The sequence below is a fragment of the Proteus cibi genome (genome assembly GCF_003144405.1).
GTDB classification, from domain to species: domain Bacteria; phylum Pseudomonadota; class Gammaproteobacteria; order Enterobacterales; family Enterobacteriaceae; genus Proteus; species Proteus cibi.
In genome coordinates this window covers 145,082-160,344 of sequence record NZ_PENW01000009.1, presented here as the reverse complement: position 1 = coordinate 160,344, position 15,263 = coordinate 145,082, and the positions used below count along the sequence as shown (strand labels likewise).

At 37.7% G+C, this 15,263-nt stretch carries 16 protein-coding genes; 7 read left to right on the top strand and 9 right to left on the bottom strand.

Annotated elements, in window-relative coordinates; genetic code table 11:
* Positions 1-45: 45 nt before the first annotated feature.
* Together DK865_RS04650 and ybjG are read right to left on the bottom strand one after the other, a co-directional pair.
* Positions 46-1,362, bottom strand: a complete 1,317-nt coding sequence (locus tag DK865_RS04650) for an HAAAP family serine/threonine permease (RefSeq protein ID WP_109391344.1) — start codon at positions 1,360-1,362, stop codon at positions 46-48.
* 919 nt (positions 1,363-2,281) lie between these two features.
* Positions 2,282-2,893, bottom strand: a complete 612-nt coding sequence (gene ybjG / locus DK865_RS04645) for an undecaprenyl-diphosphate phosphatase (protein WP_036912290.1) — start codon at positions 2,891-2,893, stop codon at positions 2,282-2,284.
* A gap of 239 nt (positions 2,894-3,132) precedes the next feature.
* Here ybjG and DK865_RS04640 point away from each other — a divergent pair, with 239 nt between their 5' ends.
* Positions 3,133-3,558: a secondary thiamine-phosphate synthase enzyme YjbQ gene (locus DK865_RS04640; protein ID WP_023581283.1), complete on the top strand. Its 426-nt coding sequence runs from the start codon at positions 3,133-3,135 to the stop codon at positions 3,556-3,558.
* Positions 3,559-3,648: 90 nt separating this feature from the next.
* Positions 3,649-3,792 (top strand): hypothetical protein, encoded by a 144-nt coding sequence (locus tag DK865_RS18610; protein ID WP_162556607.1) that lies wholly within the window; start codon positions 3,649-3,651, stop codon positions 3,790-3,792.
* A 20-nt stretch (positions 3,793-3,812) separates the two neighbouring features.
* Here DK865_RS18610 and DK865_RS04635 read toward each other — a convergent pair whose 3' ends face one another.
* On the bottom strand, positions 3,813-4,076 hold the full coding sequence (locus tag DK865_RS04635) for a GrxA family glutaredoxin (RefSeq protein ID WP_036912158.1): 264 nt from the start codon (positions 4,074-4,076) through the stop codon (positions 3,813-3,815).
* A 171-nt stretch (positions 4,077-4,247) separates the two neighbouring features.
* On the opposite strand from DK865_RS04635, the gene DK865_RS04630 reads away from it, so the two are divergent.
* From DK865_RS04630 to DK865_RS04615, 4 genes are all read left to right on the top strand, one after another.
* Complete coding sequence (locus tag DK865_RS04630) at positions 4,248-4,550, top strand: YbjC family protein (protein ID WP_023581285.1); 303 nt, start codon at positions 4,248-4,250, stop codon at positions 4,548-4,550.
* Between the two features lie 167 nt (positions 4,551-4,717).
* Positions 4,718-5,233: a type III secretion system chaperone family protein gene (locus DK865_RS04625; RefSeq protein WP_023581286.1), complete on the top strand. Its 516-nt coding sequence runs from the start codon at positions 4,718-4,720 to the stop codon at positions 5,231-5,233.
* Between the two features lie 30 nt (positions 5,234-5,263).
* Positions 5,264-6,397, top strand: coding sequence for a 23S rRNA (uracil(747)-C(5))-methyltransferase RlmC (gene rlmC, locus DK865_RS04620; RefSeq protein ID WP_023581287.1), 1,134 nt, complete (start codon positions 5,264-5,266; stop codon positions 6,395-6,397).
* Between the two features lie 105 nt (positions 6,398-6,502).
* On the top strand, positions 6,503-7,702 hold the full coding sequence (locus tag DK865_RS04615; RefSeq protein ID WP_109391343.1) for a multidrug effflux MFS transporter: 1,200 nt from the start codon (positions 6,503-6,505) through the stop codon (positions 7,700-7,702).
* A gap of 92 nt (positions 7,703-7,794) precedes the next feature.
* On the opposite strand, the gene artM is transcribed toward DK865_RS04615, so the two are convergent.
* The 6 genes from artM to DK865_RS04585 form a co-directional block, all read right to left on the bottom strand.
* On the bottom strand, positions 7,795-8,463 hold the full coding sequence (artM, locus tag DK865_RS04610; protein WP_109391342.1) for an arginine ABC transporter permease ArtM: 669 nt from the start codon (positions 8,461-8,463) through the stop codon (positions 7,795-7,797).
* A complete protein-coding gene (artQ, locus tag DK865_RS04605) occupies positions 8,463-9,167 on the bottom strand; it encodes an arginine ABC transporter permease ArtQ (protein WP_023581290.1) in 705 nt (234 codons plus the stop codon). Before artQ ends, artM begins: the two co-directional genes overlap by 1 nt.
* Positions 9,168-9,184: 17 nt before the next feature.
* Complete coding sequence (gene artJ / locus DK865_RS04600; RefSeq protein WP_023581291.1) at positions 9,185-9,919, bottom strand: arginine ABC transporter substrate-binding protein; 735 nt, start codon at positions 9,917-9,919, stop codon at positions 9,185-9,187.
* Between the two features lie 14 nt (positions 9,920-9,933).
* On the bottom strand, positions 9,934-10,662 hold the full coding sequence (gene artP, locus DK865_RS04595; RefSeq protein ID WP_006537475.1) for an arginine ABC transporter ATP-binding protein ArtP: 729 nt from the start codon (positions 10,660-10,662) through the stop codon (positions 9,934-9,936).
* Between the two features lie 112 nt (positions 10,663-10,774).
* Positions 10,775-12,232 (bottom strand): DUF2867 domain-containing protein, encoded by a 1,458-nt coding sequence (locus tag DK865_RS04590; RefSeq protein ID WP_109391341.1) that lies wholly within the window; start codon positions 12,230-12,232, stop codon positions 10,775-10,777.
* Between the two features lie 52 nt (positions 12,233-12,284).
* Complete coding sequence (locus DK865_RS04585; RefSeq protein ID WP_023581294.1) at positions 12,285-13,187, bottom strand: lysine exporter LysO family protein; 903 nt, start codon at positions 13,185-13,187, stop codon at positions 12,285-12,287.
* 342 nt (positions 13,188-13,529) lie between these two features.
* Between DK865_RS04585 and DK865_RS04580 the strand changes: the two genes are divergently transcribed.
* On the top strand, positions 13,530-15,206 hold the full coding sequence (locus tag DK865_RS04580) for an ATP-dependent nuclease (RefSeq protein ID WP_023581295.1): 1,677 nt from the start codon (positions 13,530-13,532) through the stop codon (positions 15,204-15,206).
* Positions 15,207-15,263 lie beyond the last annotated feature (57 nt).

Here is a 15,263-nt window from a genome sequence, read left to right as displayed (position 1 = left end):
AAGCAATGGCTACTCTCTTTAAGAAAGTAGCCATTCGATGCTTTATTAGCCCATGAAAGAGTTAATTAAGCTATAGAAAACTGCTGAGATTGCGATAAGACCCATGACGACAACGAATACGTTGCTGATATGACCGGCATATTTCTTCATCGCAGGTACTTTGCGGATTGCATACATTGGCATCAGGAACAGTAACATTGCGATGATTGGACCACCTAATGTTTCAATCATTCCTAAAATGCTTGGGTTTAATGTTGCAACAATCCAAGTTGTAACCAGCATAAACAGTGCAGTGATTTTGTTTAAACGATCTTTTTCGATTGTTTTACCTTTTTCACGCAGTGATTTAATGATTAAACCGTTGAAACCTTCACGAGCACCTAAGTAGTGACCTAAGAAAGATTTAGTGATCGCAACGAAAGCAATAAATGGAGCAATATAAGCGATAACAGGTGCTTCAAAATGGTTAGCAAGGTAAGACAGGATACTGATATTCTGTGCTTTTGCTTCTGCTAAGTTTTCTGGTGTTAAGCTAAATACACAGCTAAACACGAAGAACATTACAGTGATAACCATCATGATGTGTGCATAAGCTAAAATGCGTGAACATTTTTTCTCAGCGTTTTCGCCGTATTCTTCACGTTTTGCAACCGCAAACGCAGAGATGATCGGAGAGTGGTTAAAAGAGAACACCATTACCGGAATCGCTAACCATAAGGTTACTAATAGGCCTTGACCCATACTTGATGTTGTTGCGTGATCAAAAGAGAGAGTATCAAGGATCGCACCATTCCACTCTGGGATCAGATACAGTGCTAAAACCATCAGGACAGCAACAAATGGGAAGACTAAAACGCTCATTGCTTTAACGATAGCTTGTTCACCAAAGCGAATAATCGACATGATACCGACAATCAGTATGAGCGATAAAATTGCGCGAGGTGGTGCAGCCATGTGCATTTGGTTCACAATAAAGCTTTCTACTGTATTGGTGATAGCAACGCTATAAACCAATAGAATAGGATAAATTGCGAAGAAATAGAGCAGGGTGATTAATTTACCTGCTGTTTTACCAAAGTGTTCTTCAACAACTTCAGTGATATCTTCACCTGGGTTTTTACCTGATAACACAAAGCGGCACATACCACGGTGTGCAAAGAAGGTCATTGGGAATGCAAGCACTAACATGATCAACAGAGGGATTAAACCACCAATTCCTGCGTTGATAGGTAAAAATAGAACGCCAGCACCGATAGCCGTACCGTATAAACCTAACATCCATACTGTATCTGACTTACGCCATGTTTTGTAATCACCTTGGGTGTTACCTGACGCGATAGAACCAGCTTTGGTTGTATCCATAATACTCTCCGAAATAACGCGGTAAAAAAAATAATGAATAAAAATAAGGGCGTGATTGTATTTCTTTTTAGAAATAATCACGGCATAAATTTAATTATGAATAAATGAGTGCATTGAGTACCTGGTGTTATCTCAATATCTTCAATTACCACATACAAAATCTTTAAATTTCAAAAGAATTAGAACCTTCCAAAATTTGAAAAAATATTCAATAAGTTTATATCCAGACTTAAGAGGTGCAGAATATAGTGTTTTTCAGGATAAACTACCGTGATCACCATCTCAAATGCTAAATATAACTAAAAAACCTGAAAATGTAACATTTTTTATATTTTATGTTTTTCGAGGCGGTTTTTAAAATATTTTGAAATAACTTTCCAATTTTAAAGTCAGCATAAAATAAAGCTAAATACTTAAATGTTCACATGTTAATGATTTTTTTAGGGTATTTTTATTATCTAGAAAATAAATGATTAAAATCAATTAGGTTATTTTTCTTTACAATTAAAACATTATATTAACCTACTAATATATTGATATATATGGATTAATTATTTTCTTTAATTTGTATTTAAAAGTAGACGTAAGAATATAAAAGTAGGGAGATATGATTATTTATTAATGAGTTTCTTTTATTTTATGAAATGAATATAGCTATGTTTCATTTATAAGTGGAATATTGTTTATAAATACAACAATGAATTTGTTAATAAATGAGTTGGGTAGGTTGTTATATAACGAATATAAAAGTTTTATTTTGATTAAAATAACAACATATTTACTATTTGGACAAATAATATAATAGTAGAGAATATTTTTATTTATATATTTATATATTAATATATTGATGGACGGTATTACTTAAGCTAAATATAAAAAAAGACCACAATAAATGTGGTCTTGTTCGGGATTAGAAAGGTTAGGCTTTTGTCCAACCTTTGCGAATAGGATAAGCAAAACAGAGCTGATAGAGGTGTTGTACCCATTTTTGGAGTATATCACCACCTTTACACCAGAAGATCTGGCAAAGGCCACAAGAAAGTAGAGCAACGATAAAAGCACCAATCATATCAATTGGCCAATGTACACCAAGATAGATACGCGCCCAAGCAATCGCAAGTCCTAAACCGAGCATAATATAGCCAATACGTTTGCTGTTATGCCAAAAGAGATAAGCTAAAGCAATGGTGAAAACAAACGTACCATGGTTACTTGGGAATGAAGGGGTGGCATCGTGATCAAGAAAGTTGTAGCCAATGTTGGCGGCAAAAGGGCGTTCATGAGGAGCAATAGCGCCAATCACCCAAGAGATAGAAAGTGCAATACCTAAAGAGACAGCCGCTTTACATACTAATGTTCTTTGCTGGCTAAGATGTTTTTCATTACCCCATAACCAATAGAACACTAAAGATAACGGAAAAAGATAGACAAGGTACTTAGCAATAATTATCGCCGTACCGATTTCTAAAGGAGATGCCGCAGGTGTTGCATTCATCATTGAAAATACGGCTAAATTGAATTGTTCCAGCAAAGTAGGCTCCATACATGTCGTACTCATAAGCGATGTTTATGATACATAATACGCAAGTTTTTAAGGGTAAATGAGGGAGTAATAGGGGTAAAGTGTTTTTTTCTTATTTAATTGTGCTTTTTTTAAAAGATTTGTCAGTTTTATATCAAACTGAGCTAAAGCACGCTTAAAAAGAGTATTTCGCTTATGTTATTGCTCTCACATCGTTCTTTTTCTTATTTTCAACGAGGTATAACTTTATGTGGTTCCAGAAAAATATAGTCCTTAATGCAAGACCAAGAGGATTTCACTTAATTACACCAACATTGATTCAAGAATTACCGCAACTAAGACAATATAAAATCGGAATTGCTCATTTTTTTATTCAACATACATCGGCTTCTTTAACGATTAATGAAAATGCTGATCCAACAGTACGCAGTGACTTTGAAAACTTCTTTAATCAAAACGTAAAAGAGGACGAAGATTACTATCTTCACACCTACGAAGGCAGTGATGATATGCCAGCACATATTAAAAGTAGCTTACTTGGACAAAGTGTCACTATTCCTATTAGTCAAGGAGAATTGAATTTAGGGACTTGGCAAGGGATTTATCTTGGTGAACATCGTGATCATGGCGGTGATCGCCGTATTATTGTGACATTGCAAGGTGAGTGTTACTAAATTTTAAGCAATAAAAAACCCGACAGTTATTTCACCAAGAGGGTTGAAACTATCGGGCTCCTCAATATTTGGGGACATCAAAGAAAAGCAGTGGCACTAATTCAGACTACGGGGGAGAAAGAAAGTTCGCTGTTTAATGAAAAAAAAATAGAATTTTTTTTTGGAAAGCGTGGGATGATAAAAAAAAACGGGATGATGCAAAAAGAGAAAGCGCTAAAACATATTGATAAATAAACTGTTTTAGCGCTTTTGAATTAGTTGTAGATGCCTAAATTTTCTTTAGCATAAGCTTCAAAATCTGTGCAACCACCAATGTGTTTCTCATCAATAAAAATTTGTGGCACAGTTTCAACAGGTTTACCGACAGTTTTAGATAAATCAGCTTTTGTAATTCCTTCAGCTTGAATATCTACATAGCGGAAATCGAAATCGTCACGTTTTTCAGACAAAGTTTCAGCCAGTTGTTTTGCACGAACACAATATGGGCAACCTGGGCGACCAAAAATGACAACAAACATACGACACTCCTTATTGAGGAAATAAAATTCAGGCATAATAGTTTCTATTGGTTGTTACTATGCCCTTTTATTAGGCTAAACAAAAACAGTTATTGCCTTTTAGTGTAATAAATTATACCAATTTGCCGAATAATGAGATAGGACTGCAACACTGCATTTAGCGGAGAAATGATGGAAAAGCCTTCAAATCGAGAGATGAAATCACTGTCAGATATGCCAAAACCCATTATTATCATTGAGATTATTGGGATTATTCTATTAGTGGTTGCTTATCTTTATATCAACCAATATATGACCTCTCCGCAGTGGCTAGGGACATATACAGGACAATTAACGTTAGTTGTTTTAGGGGTTATCTGCATGATCCCGCCAGCTATTCATATAGTATGGCGTGCTATTTATCGATTAACGTTTTTAGGGATTGATCATAAAGTCGCAAAGAGTAAAAAGACAAAAGAGAATAACGAAGAATAGCTATTTGTTTTTCCTCAAAAATAGATTAGAAACTAAGAAAATCTAATGTATAAATTGGCTTAATTTTCTTAGTTTTTCTATTTATTAGTGCCTTCAAGATAGAAATAGTGGCAAAATAGCGACAATGCCAAAAGGCACTCTTTTTTTTGCGCGTAAAGGTTATTTGAATGAACGCTGTTGTGACTACCGATCTGGATCAGCTAAAGTCTTGGCTTGATGAACTACAGATTGCTTATTATGAATGTGACTCTTGTCAGGCGTTACATTTACCACATCTTCAATATATCAGTGGCATTTTTGATGCCAAAATTGATATTCTTGAGGATGTACTTGTATTTACCGCTATCGCTGAGTTAAAACCGTCAGCAATAGTGCCATTAATGGCAAATCTAAGCCAAATTAATGCAAGCTCTTTATTTATTAAAACATTTCTAGAAATTAGTGATGAGAACTTACCAAAATTAGTTTTCTGCCAATCATTCCCAGTTGCAGCAGGTATCTCGCTCAATCAATTTGACCTGTTCTTACAAAAAGCAGAAGAACAATCTGCCGAAGTCGTCAGTGAAATTTTTAATAACGGTTTCTTGTATGGCGAAAAGCAAGAAAGTGAAAACGAAGAAGATGAAGAAGAAGATGTTGAGATAAATAGCACATCAACTGACTCCTCCTATACTGTACATTAATATTAATCTCCATAACGGTCTTAAAATCTTATGCAATGCGCACGATTTAGTGCGGGTGAATGTCATTCTTGTGAATGGCTTTCTCTTGCTTATCCTGAACAAATCAAGAAAAAACAACACAGCCTATTCGCATTACTTCCTGATGATTATGCTTTTGATAAATTAGCACCTGTCGAAAGCCCTCAGGCGCAGTTTCGTAATAAAGCCAAAATGGTCGTTAGCGGAAGTGTTGAAAGACCCGTCTTAGGCTTAAAAACTAAAGAGGGAGTTGCTGTCGATTTATGCGAATGCCCACTGTACCCAGCTTCTTTTGCACCCGTGTTTTCTGTTTTAAAAACATTTATTGCAAAAGCCGGGTTAGTACCTTACGACATCGAGCGTCGCCGTGGCGAACTCAAATTTATTTTATTAACTGAGAGTCGAAGTAATGGCACTATGATGTTGCGCTTTGTTTTGCGGTCAGAAAAAAAACGAGAACAACTTCGCAAAGCACTTCCTTGGTTACAAGAGCAATTGCCTCAATTGACCGTTATCTCTATGAATATTCAACCTGTACATATGGCTATTTTGGAAGGCGAGCAAGAAATTATCCTGACAGAAAAAACGTTTTTGGATGAATCATTTAACCAAATTCCATTGCATATTCGCCCACGGGGTTTTTTTCAAACTAATCCAGTCGTGGCGTCATCACTTTATGCCACGGCAGGTCACTGGGTAAGAGAATTAAATATCACGCATCTGTGGGATATGTTTTGTGGAACAGGGGGGTTTGGGTTGCATTGTGCAGATAAATCAACCCAATTAACAGGCATTGAAATTAGCCCAGAAGCGATTGAATGTGCACGTTTATCCGCTCAGGAATTAGGATTAGCACATGTTGAATTCCAAGCATTTGATTCAACAGGTTATGCATTAACTAAAGGCGCCGTTCCTGAATTAGTGCTTGTTAATCCACCAAGAAGAGGTATTGGTGAGGTATTGTGCGGTTATCTAAATAAAATGAAACCTCGCTTTATTCTTTACTCAAGTTGTAATGCTCAAACCATGGCAAAAGATATTCAGCAACTTTCACATTATCAGATAGATAGAGTGCAATTGTTTGATATGTTTCCTCATACTTCTCACTATGAAGTTCTTACGTTATTGGTATTACAGGATAGCTAAGATATTTATTACAAAATAGTGATTGAGTGTTAGTATAAATAAGTATTTAACGCTCGGTGGATAACATCGGGCGTTTTCTTTTTTATTAGATAGGCATTCTATTTTATGCAGAATTTAAAAGCGTTGTTATTAGTGATGGTGTTATTGGGACCTTTGGGGATCGATCTCTATTTACCGACAATACCTGCGATTGCTCAAGATTTAGGAAGTAGTGTATCTCTTATTCAATCAACTATCGCTTTGTTTATTTTGATCTTAGGTGTAGGGCAACTGATATCAGGGCCTTTAGTGGATAAATTTGGTCGTAAACCTATCGCTATTGCTGGGATACTTATCTATATTGTAGGTTCTGTTATTGCAACGATCTCTACAGATCCAACGCTTTTTATTATTTCGCGATTATTACAAGCATCAGCCGTGTGCTGTACTTCCGTTGTGGCTTTTACCTGTGTTCGTGACTGTTTTAATGGTAATGAAGCTGCCCGTGTTTTTGGTTTTTTAAATGGTACGTTAAATATTATTCCTGCGCTGGCACCGTTACTCGGTGGATTATTGGCAGAATATTGGGGATGGCGTGCACCTTTCGGGTTCTTAATTTTCTATTCAGTGTTTGTATTGATTTTGATCACCCGCTTTTTACCAGAAACAAAGCCGGAAAATACCGCTCAATCAAAACAAAAATTAGGTAAAACATACCTTGAGATTTTATGCAGTAAACGTTTTTTGACTTTTGCTTTAGTGAATGCAGGCACAATGGGAATGGCATTAACCTATGTGTCATTTGCCCCAATTGTATTGATGAATGATGCAAAATTATCCGCACTGCTTTTTTCTATTGTTTTTGGTGTAAATGGCTTTTGGATCATGTTTGTCAGTTTTTATGCGAATCGTATTATTCATCGTGTCGGCAGACCTATTTGTTTGATCTTAGGGAGCGGATTAATGGGATTAGGCTGTGTGGGCTTGTTAGGAAGCTTGTTACTTATTCCTACCGAGATGCAGGATCATTGGTTGATTTACATGCTTCCTGTAGCAAGTGCTTGTGCTGGTCTGGCTTTTATTATGGGACCCGCGACAAGTTATGCACTTGAGCCTTATTCACAAACGGCAGGTATCGCTTCTGCATTAGTCGGCTTTATCCAAATGGCAGGCGGCGCAGCTTTTGGTCTAACAGCATTGGCTTCACCAGTACAACCTAAATTAGCGTTAGCGATTGTGATGTTACTTGGCAGTTTATTAGCGTTGAATGCTTATCGAGTCAGCCACAAAGAAGCGTTAATAGAAAAACAGACGACTCAAGAATAGAACACGTATTTGTTGTTTATTCAGACATAAAAAAACACCCTAGAATGAAAACTCTGGGGTGTTTTTATTTTGACAGTTCGGCTTACGCGTTTTTAATTACGATGTTCAAACTCTAAGGCTTTTTTCTCAATCAATCTCATTAAGAGTGTCAATATTCCATTGATACACAGATAAATAATACCTGCTGCAACAAAAACCATGACATCATAACTTTGACCAAAGACTTGTCGGCTATAACCTGTTAACTCAAGTAAGGTGATAGTACTAGCAAGTGAGGTACTTTTGAATATTAAGACCACTTCGTTTGAATAGGATGAAAGCGCACGCTTAAATGCGTAAGGCAATATGACTCTTGCAGTCTGTACGGGGGACATGCCTAACGCTTGGCAAGATTGCCATTGCCCTGACGGAATAGCTCTTACCGCACCATAGAAAAGTAAGGTTGAATAAGCCGCACTATTTAATGCTAATGTCACCATTGCACAAAACCATGGTGTTGATAGTAACTCCCATATTGCAGGATAGTTTTGCAACGCAGGAAATTGCCCTGGGCCATAATAGATTAAGAAGAACTGTACTAATAAAGGTGTGCCAGTAAATAAGGTAATATAGGCTTTTACTATTTGGCTAATAACCGGTGTTTTTAGTGCCAAGATAAAGGTCATTAATACCGATAAAGTAAATGCTACCAATAAAGCCACAAAAGTTAATGAAAGGCTTGTTGGTAATCCCGGTAAAATATCAACAATATAATCCCACATTATGAGGCACTCCGTTCAAATCGGGTCGTTCTCATTTCTAACCATTTCAGGATATATTGACTGACCAATGTAATAGCCAAATAAATCAATGCCACAATGCTATACCAAGTAAAAGGTTCTTGAGTTCGGTTAGCGATACTTTGTGTTTGTAACATTAAATCATTAACGCTGATTAATGAGACTAAAGCCGTATCTTTTAATAGCACTAACCACTGATTACCTAAACCCGGTAACGCGTGACGCCACATTTGAGGCATGATAAAGCGGAAGAAAATAGTAATACGGCCCATACCTAATGCTTGGCCGGCTTCCCATTGTCCTGTAGGCACTGCTTTTAACGCACCACGTAAAGTTTGTGAAGCATAAGAAGCATAAAGAAGTGAAAGAGCGATAACACCGCAATAGAAAGGCAATGATTCAGTATCACCAAAATCAATTTGTAAGGTGAACGCACCAAGATCAATCCCATCCATTAACATCATGACGCCTTGTAAGGTGCCATAATAGACAAAAAGAACGACCAGCATTTCTGGTAGTCCTCTAATTAGTGTTACCCAGCATGTTCCTAAGAAAGCAAAGGCTTTCCATCTCGCGGATTCCCAAGCTGTAAACAGCATGGCTAGAACTAATCCGATGATAAGAGCAGAAATAGCAAGTGAGACCGTTGTGACGGCCGCACCTGCTAGAGTTGTTATTTCATTCATTTATTAAGCTATTATTGTTATTCAAACCATTTTTTATAAATGACATCATAGGTGCCATCAGCTTTTACTTCAGCTAATGCTTTGTTTAATTTATCTTGTAAATCAGCATTACCTTTTCTTACTGCGATCGCAAGACCTGTACCAAAGTAGTTAGGATCTGCAACTTTATCGCCTACAATACCTAATTCAGGATTCTTTTTCAGCCATTCATTAACAACCGCTGTGTCACCAAAGATAGCTTCGATACGACCATTTTTAAGATCTAAAACTGCATTTTGATAACTGTCATAAGGAACTGTTTTCATCTCTTTGTGCTGTTCATTGATGAATTTTTGATGGGTTGTTCCATTCTGCACACCAATTTGCTTGCCTTTTAAGCTTGCTACATCAGAGATTTTACCTGTTACTGTAATAAATACAGCAGAGTTATCATAGTAAGAATCAGTGAAATCAACTTGCTTTTGACGCTCTGGCGTAATATCGATACCCGCCATTAATGCTTCAAAACGACGGAATTTCAGACTAGGAATTAAACTATCAAATGACTGATTGGTAAAAGTGCAATCAGCATTAATTTTTGCACACATTGCATTGGCTAAATCAACATCAAATCCCACAATTTGATTATTCGCATCAATCATTTCAAATGGAGGATACGTTGCTTCAGTTGCAAAACGAATTGTCTCTTTCTCAGCCGCAGTTGCAGAAAGTGTAATACTGGTCAGAAGTGCTGCAAATAATATTTTTTTCATTGTCTGATCCTGATTTAGTGTGACAAGTAATTAGCAAAAGCTTCCGTTTGTGGAGCAGTGAAACGATAGTTATCACCTTGCTCTATAATACGGCCGTTTTCCATATATACAACTTTGCTCGCGGCTTTGCGTGCAATTTCAACTTCGTGGGTCACAATAACTTGTGTAATACCCGTTTCAGAAAGCTCTTTAATGATATCAACAACTTGAGCTGTAATTTCAGGATCTAATGCTGCCGTAGGTTCATCAAATAAGAGAACTTGAGGCTCCATCATTAATGCTCTTGCAATAGCAACACGTTGTTGCTGTCCTCCAGATAAATGTAGAGGAAAACGTCCTGCATAATCACTTAAACGTAAACGCTCAAGTAGTTTCATTGCTTTTTCTTTGGCTTGAGGTTTTGATAAACCTAATACACGACAAGGTGCTTCAATTAAGTTATCAAGAACCGTTAAATGTGGCCATAAATTGTATTGTTGAAATACCATGCCCACATTTTGGCGTAATAAACGAATTGCTTTTGCGTTAGGCTGTTGGCTAAAGTCAAAGTGTAGACCTGCAATTTCTAATTCGCCTGAACGTGGCATTTCTAATAAATTAAGAACTCTCATTAGTGAGCTCTTACCTGCACCACTAGGTCCTAGTAGAACCATTGTTTCACCAGCAGAGCATTCCAGATTAATATCATAGAGTGCTTGGTGCGAACCGTAGAAACAATTTATGTTTTTTAATTGAATACTCATGCGTTTTTTCTGAATAGTCATTAACTGGTTCAAATAATAAAACGGTAAGAATAATTATGCAACTAAAACTGCATAATAAAGTGGTTTTTTTACGTAAAAATGGGTAATTCGGCTATTTTATTTCATTGTTAGGTGAATTTTTATCCAGTTTGTAAGCGTTAGTACTTATTGTTTTAGCCATACCTTTGAAAATAAATAAGTGTGCGGGCATCATAGCAAACCAATAAAGTAATCCGCTAAATCCTGCTGGGTGCCACCAAGCACGAACATCTATTGAACGAAGATTACCACTGTCGTGGATCGTGAAAGAGAGTCTACCTAAACCGGGCGCTTTCATTCCAAATAACAGTGTAAGCTGTTTTTCAGGCTCAAGTTTGATCACTCGCCAACCATCAATCATATCGCCAAGTGCTAAGGTTTCTCTAGAAGGGCGTCCGTAAGTGACTTTATTTCCAGCAATATCATCCATAATGGCGCGTGTTTTCCATAGCGCATTACCATAAAAATAGCCTTGTTCTCCGCCGATTTGTTGCACCGTATGCCAAAGAGATGCTGCGCTTGCGGGGGTGGATACTGTGCAACCTGCATTTTTAGGGTAATAACCATAACCAGGTTTCCAGCGACTACGAACAGCAGGGGAGTAACCCCAATCTTGGTTGTCTAAAGCCGCCTCTTCATCAGCAAGTGTTTCTTTTACTGCATCATCAAATTTAATGAGGGATTGGGGGATCAGTTTGCGTAATGGCTCATCGTTGGCAGGGAGGTCGTATTTAAGTCCTTGGATCAGCTCTTTGGCAATAGAGGTTGGCACGGACGTTATCATACTGATAAAACCAGCAGAAATCAGACTGCCAGGCATAGGGAGCGGGATCAACACGCGTTTTTTACCTGAGATTTTAATAAAGCGCTCAAAAAGGGTTTGATAGCTAATATATTCAGGACCTCCTGCATCAAAAATACGATGTTGATGGGTAGGATGATGAATAATTTCCGTTAAATAATGAATTAAATTTTTGAGCGCAATTGGAGAGGATTTAGAACGAACCCAACGTGGTGGTGTAAGAATAGGAAGGTTATAAACCATATCACGCATAATCTCAAAGGCGGCAGAACCGGGTCCTACAATCATTGAGGTACGGATTTCAGTCACGGGGATCGTGCTGGTTCTTAACACTTCACCTGTAAGTTTACGGGCAATAAGATGAGGTGAATATTGTTGATCTTCATGTTGTAAAGCACTTAAAAAGATAATTTGTTTAACATCGGTGCCTTCTAATGCTTCTACAACGTTAATTGCCGCTTTGCGCTCTTGCTCAACTAAATTATGTGCATCACCCATACTATGAACAAGGTAATAAACGATATCTGTATCGTGCATGACTTTGTTTAAGGTTTCTGGATCATGTAAATCGACAAAGATACAACGTGTATTTTTCCAACCTTGAGACATCATCCAGTCAACTCTACGGGCACCGGCAGTGACCTGATGACCTTGTTTTATCAAAGCTGGAATAAGATTTTGACCAATATGTCCACTTGCACCAAGTACTAATACACGCTGTTGATTCATTGTTAATCCATTGTAAAAAGAGAACGTTATCGTTCTATTGTTACTGATTTTTCTATGAAGTAAAGAATGCCATCAAGATTGGTGTGATTAAACTTAAAACAAAGCCATGCACAATAGCCGCAGGCACGATGGCAACGCCGCCACTTCTTTGCAAAACAGGTAAGGTAAAGTCCATGGATGTTGAACCACAAATACCTAATGCTGTATTTCTATAACGATTAACAATGATAGGAATAAGCATGATTGCCGCTAATTCACGCATTAAGTCATTGAAAAATGCAGTACTACCAATAACGGGACCAAATGCATCGGTGAGCACAATACCCGATAATGAATACCAACCATAACCGGATGCAATCGCTAATCCCATTTTCATCGGTAATCCCAGTAAGTAAGCTGCTAACGCGCCACCAGCAAGTGCGCTAACGCCCATAACGACGGCAACGGTTGTGCCACGACGGTTGATGAGAATTTGCTTTGGGCTCATTCCGCTATTACGTAATTGTAATCCGACTAACCAAAGTAAGAAGATAAGCGCACCTTGGCTGGCATGAGAAGCATAATGGAAAATTGACCAACCAGTTAAACCAACAAAGAAGCCCACCACAACGACACCACATAATTGCAGTGATTCAAGGACCATTTTTATGCGTGAAGGGGGCTTAGATTGTTTATGGGCAGGGACGTGCCAAGGATCTTTTTTATCCAGTAGCCATAAAAACAGTAAATTAGCGCCAAATGTACATAAAAAGAAAACACTGGCATAAGAAAGAATTGAGACTAAGTTTTCACCAATATTATCTAGCATGGCTAAACTAACGCCCATTAGAAATAGGATAACGTAAACCATCGCGCTAAGTAGGCGGTTTGCCAGATGAAGTAATGGGCGATTGTTTAACTTAATCAAATATCCTACAAAAAGCGGAAGTAGGATAATCAATAACCCTGATAGCATTTCTATTCCTTACTGAGTGTGCTCAAATTATAAAATAAACTAATAACGTGAATTGGATTATAACATTTACTTATGATGATGTAGAGACAGAAATTAAGATAAGTCTAAAATATTTATTAAGGGTAATGAGCCTACCATGTTTAACGGTAAGAGGCTTTAATTGATTGAAAAGCGAACAAAATGGGTATGTATCGAATAGTTGAGTAAATTTTATTACGGCTATCTTGAACTGTGATTTAATGAAAATATACATTAAGTGAAATTATTAGCTGATTAAGCATAAAGTGAAGATAGAAAGAATAAAATAAAACCATGGCTTAGTCGCAACTAACGAGGGAATTTATGTATTTAGAAAGAGTGGAAATAGTTGGATTCCGTGGACTTAATCGTCTTTCATTACCTCTTGATATGAATACAGTCTTAGTGGGTGAAAATGCGTGGGGTAAAAGCTCATTACTTGATGCGTTAACACTCAGTTTGGGTATTGAAACCTATCAATATGCATTTACACCTGATGATTTCCATCGTTTTCCAAATGAGCCTGACGAAAATGGCAAAAAAAGCCTGCAAATTATTTTAACGTTTACTGAATCTCGCCCCGGACGTCATCGCTCTTATCGTTTCCATAAAATAGCGCCTGTATGGGTTGAAAACGGTGATGAGCTTAAACATATCTATTACCGTATTAGTGCGGAATTAGATGAACAAAAGAATGTGAAAACATTCCGCTATTTTCTTGATAAAGAAGGAAAGCAAATTCGCTTACCGAATGGACAAACTCAAGAAATCATTGCAGAGATAGTGAGACTTTACCCTGTTCTTCGCTTACAAGATGCGCGTTTTGTCCGTGATCTTGCTTCTGATGTTATCGATTCTCATAATAATCCTCATCGCGAAGCGTTTAATAATAAAATGAGCGAGTTAACCAAAGCGTTAGTCAAAAATCCTGACGAGTTATCCGATGAGGATTTACGTGAAGGGCTTGATGCGATGCAACAACTGTTAGGGCACTATTTTGCCGATCATGGTTCATTGCTGTTTAAATCTCGCTCTCGCCATCGTAAAGTCAATGAGCCCCATGTACGTGGCTGGCATGCCTTAGAAAATATCAATAAAGTGTTGGCAAAACCCAATCAGAGAAGTATTCGATTAATCATCTTGGGAATGTTCTCTTCTATCTTACAGTCTCGAGGCAGTGTCGCGCTTGATCCTTATGCAAGACCTATCGTGATTGTTGAAAACCCAGAAACGCGTTTACATCCTATTATGCTTTCAGTGGCTTGGGGATTACTCAATCTTTTCTCATTGCAACGGATCACAACGACAAACTCAGGTGAGTTATTATCACTTGCTCCCTTAGAGAGCGTTTGCCGTTTAGTACGTGATACCGACAAAGTTGCGGCTTACCGTGTTGGAGATCAGCAACTACATTCTGATGAGGAGCGCCGTATCTCATTTCATATTCGTTATAATCGACCCTCTGCGTTATTTGCGCGTTGTTGGTTATTGGTTGAAGGTGAAACAGAGATTTGGTTAATGAACGAATTGGCAAGGCAATGTAATTATTTCTTTGAAGCGGAAGGAATAAAAGTCATTGAGTTTGCTCAGTGTGGACTTAAGCCATTATTAAAGTACGCAACTTATATGGGTATAGAATGGCATACCTTAGTGGATGGTGATGAAGCGGGTAAGAAATATGCCGCTACCGTTAAGGATTTTGCGTTGAAAAGCAATGACGCAGAGCGTGATAGATTAACGAAGCTTCCTGCGTTAGATATGGAACACTTCTTATATAAAGAAGGCTTTCGCAATGTATATCATGATGTTGCAGGTGTACCAGATAATGAAAAATGGCCAACTCGACGCGTGATCATTAAAGCGATTCAACGTTCATCCAAGCCAGATCTCGCACTAACGGTGGCTAACAATGCAGCTCAACGTGGCGTAGACGCCATCCCCTCCATATTGAAAAGTATGTTCTCTCGAGTTGCATGGCTTGCAAGAGGTAAGGCGAATTAATTACGTTCGCCAATAAGTGAATTATTGCGTATCTACTGATCTTAATATTGAGTTGTG

Coding starts and splice junctions, on each gene's coding strand:
- DK865_RS04650 (WP_109391344.1), bottom strand. CDS start 1,362: ATGGATACAACCAAAGCTGGTTCTATCGCGTCAGGTAACACCCAAGGT.
- DK865_RS04640 (WP_023581283.1), top strand. CDS start 3,133: ATGTGGTTCCAGAAAAATATAGTCCTTAATGCAAGACCAAGAGGATTT.
- DK865_RS04635 (WP_036912158.1), bottom strand. CDS start 4,076: ATGTTTGTTGTCATTTTTGGTCGCCCAGGTTGCCCATATTGTGTTCGT.
- DK865_RS04630 (WP_023581285.1), top strand. CDS start 4,248: ATGGAAAAGCCTTCAAATCGAGAGATGAAATCACTGTCAGATATGCCA.
- DK865_RS04625 (WP_023581286.1), top strand. CDS start 4,718: ATGAACGCTGTTGTGACTACCGATCTGGATCAGCTAAAGTCTTGGCTT.
- rlmC (WP_023581287.1), top strand. CDS start 5,264: ATGCAATGCGCACGATTTAGTGCGGGTGAATGTCATTCTTGTGAATGG.
- DK865_RS04615 (WP_109391343.1), top strand. CDS start 6,503: ATGCAGAATTTAAAAGCGTTGTTATTAGTGATGGTGTTATTGGGACCT.
- artM (WP_109391342.1), bottom strand. CDS start 8,463: ATGTGGGATTATATTGTTGATATTTTACCGGGATTACCAACAAGCCTT.
- artQ (WP_023581290.1), bottom strand. CDS start 9,167: ATGAATGAAATAACAACTCTAGCAGGTGCGGCCGTCACAACGGTCTCA.
- artJ (WP_023581291.1), bottom strand. CDS start 9,919: ATGAAAAAAATATTATTTGCAGCACTTCTGACCAGTATTACACTTTCT.
- artP (WP_006537475.1), bottom strand. CDS start 10,662: ATGAGTATTCAATTAAAAAACATAAATTGTTTCTACGGTTCGCACCAA.
- DK865_RS04590 (WP_109391341.1), bottom strand. CDS start 12,232: ATGAATCAACAGCGTGTATTAGTACTTGGTGCAAGTGGACATATTGGT.
- DK865_RS04585 (WP_023581294.1), bottom strand. CDS start 13,187: ATGCTATCAGGGTTATTGATTATCCTACTTCCGCTTTTTGTAGGATAT.
- DK865_RS04580 (WP_023581295.1), top strand. CDS start 13,530: ATGTATTTAGAAAGAGTGGAAATAGTTGGATTCCGTGGACTTAATCGT.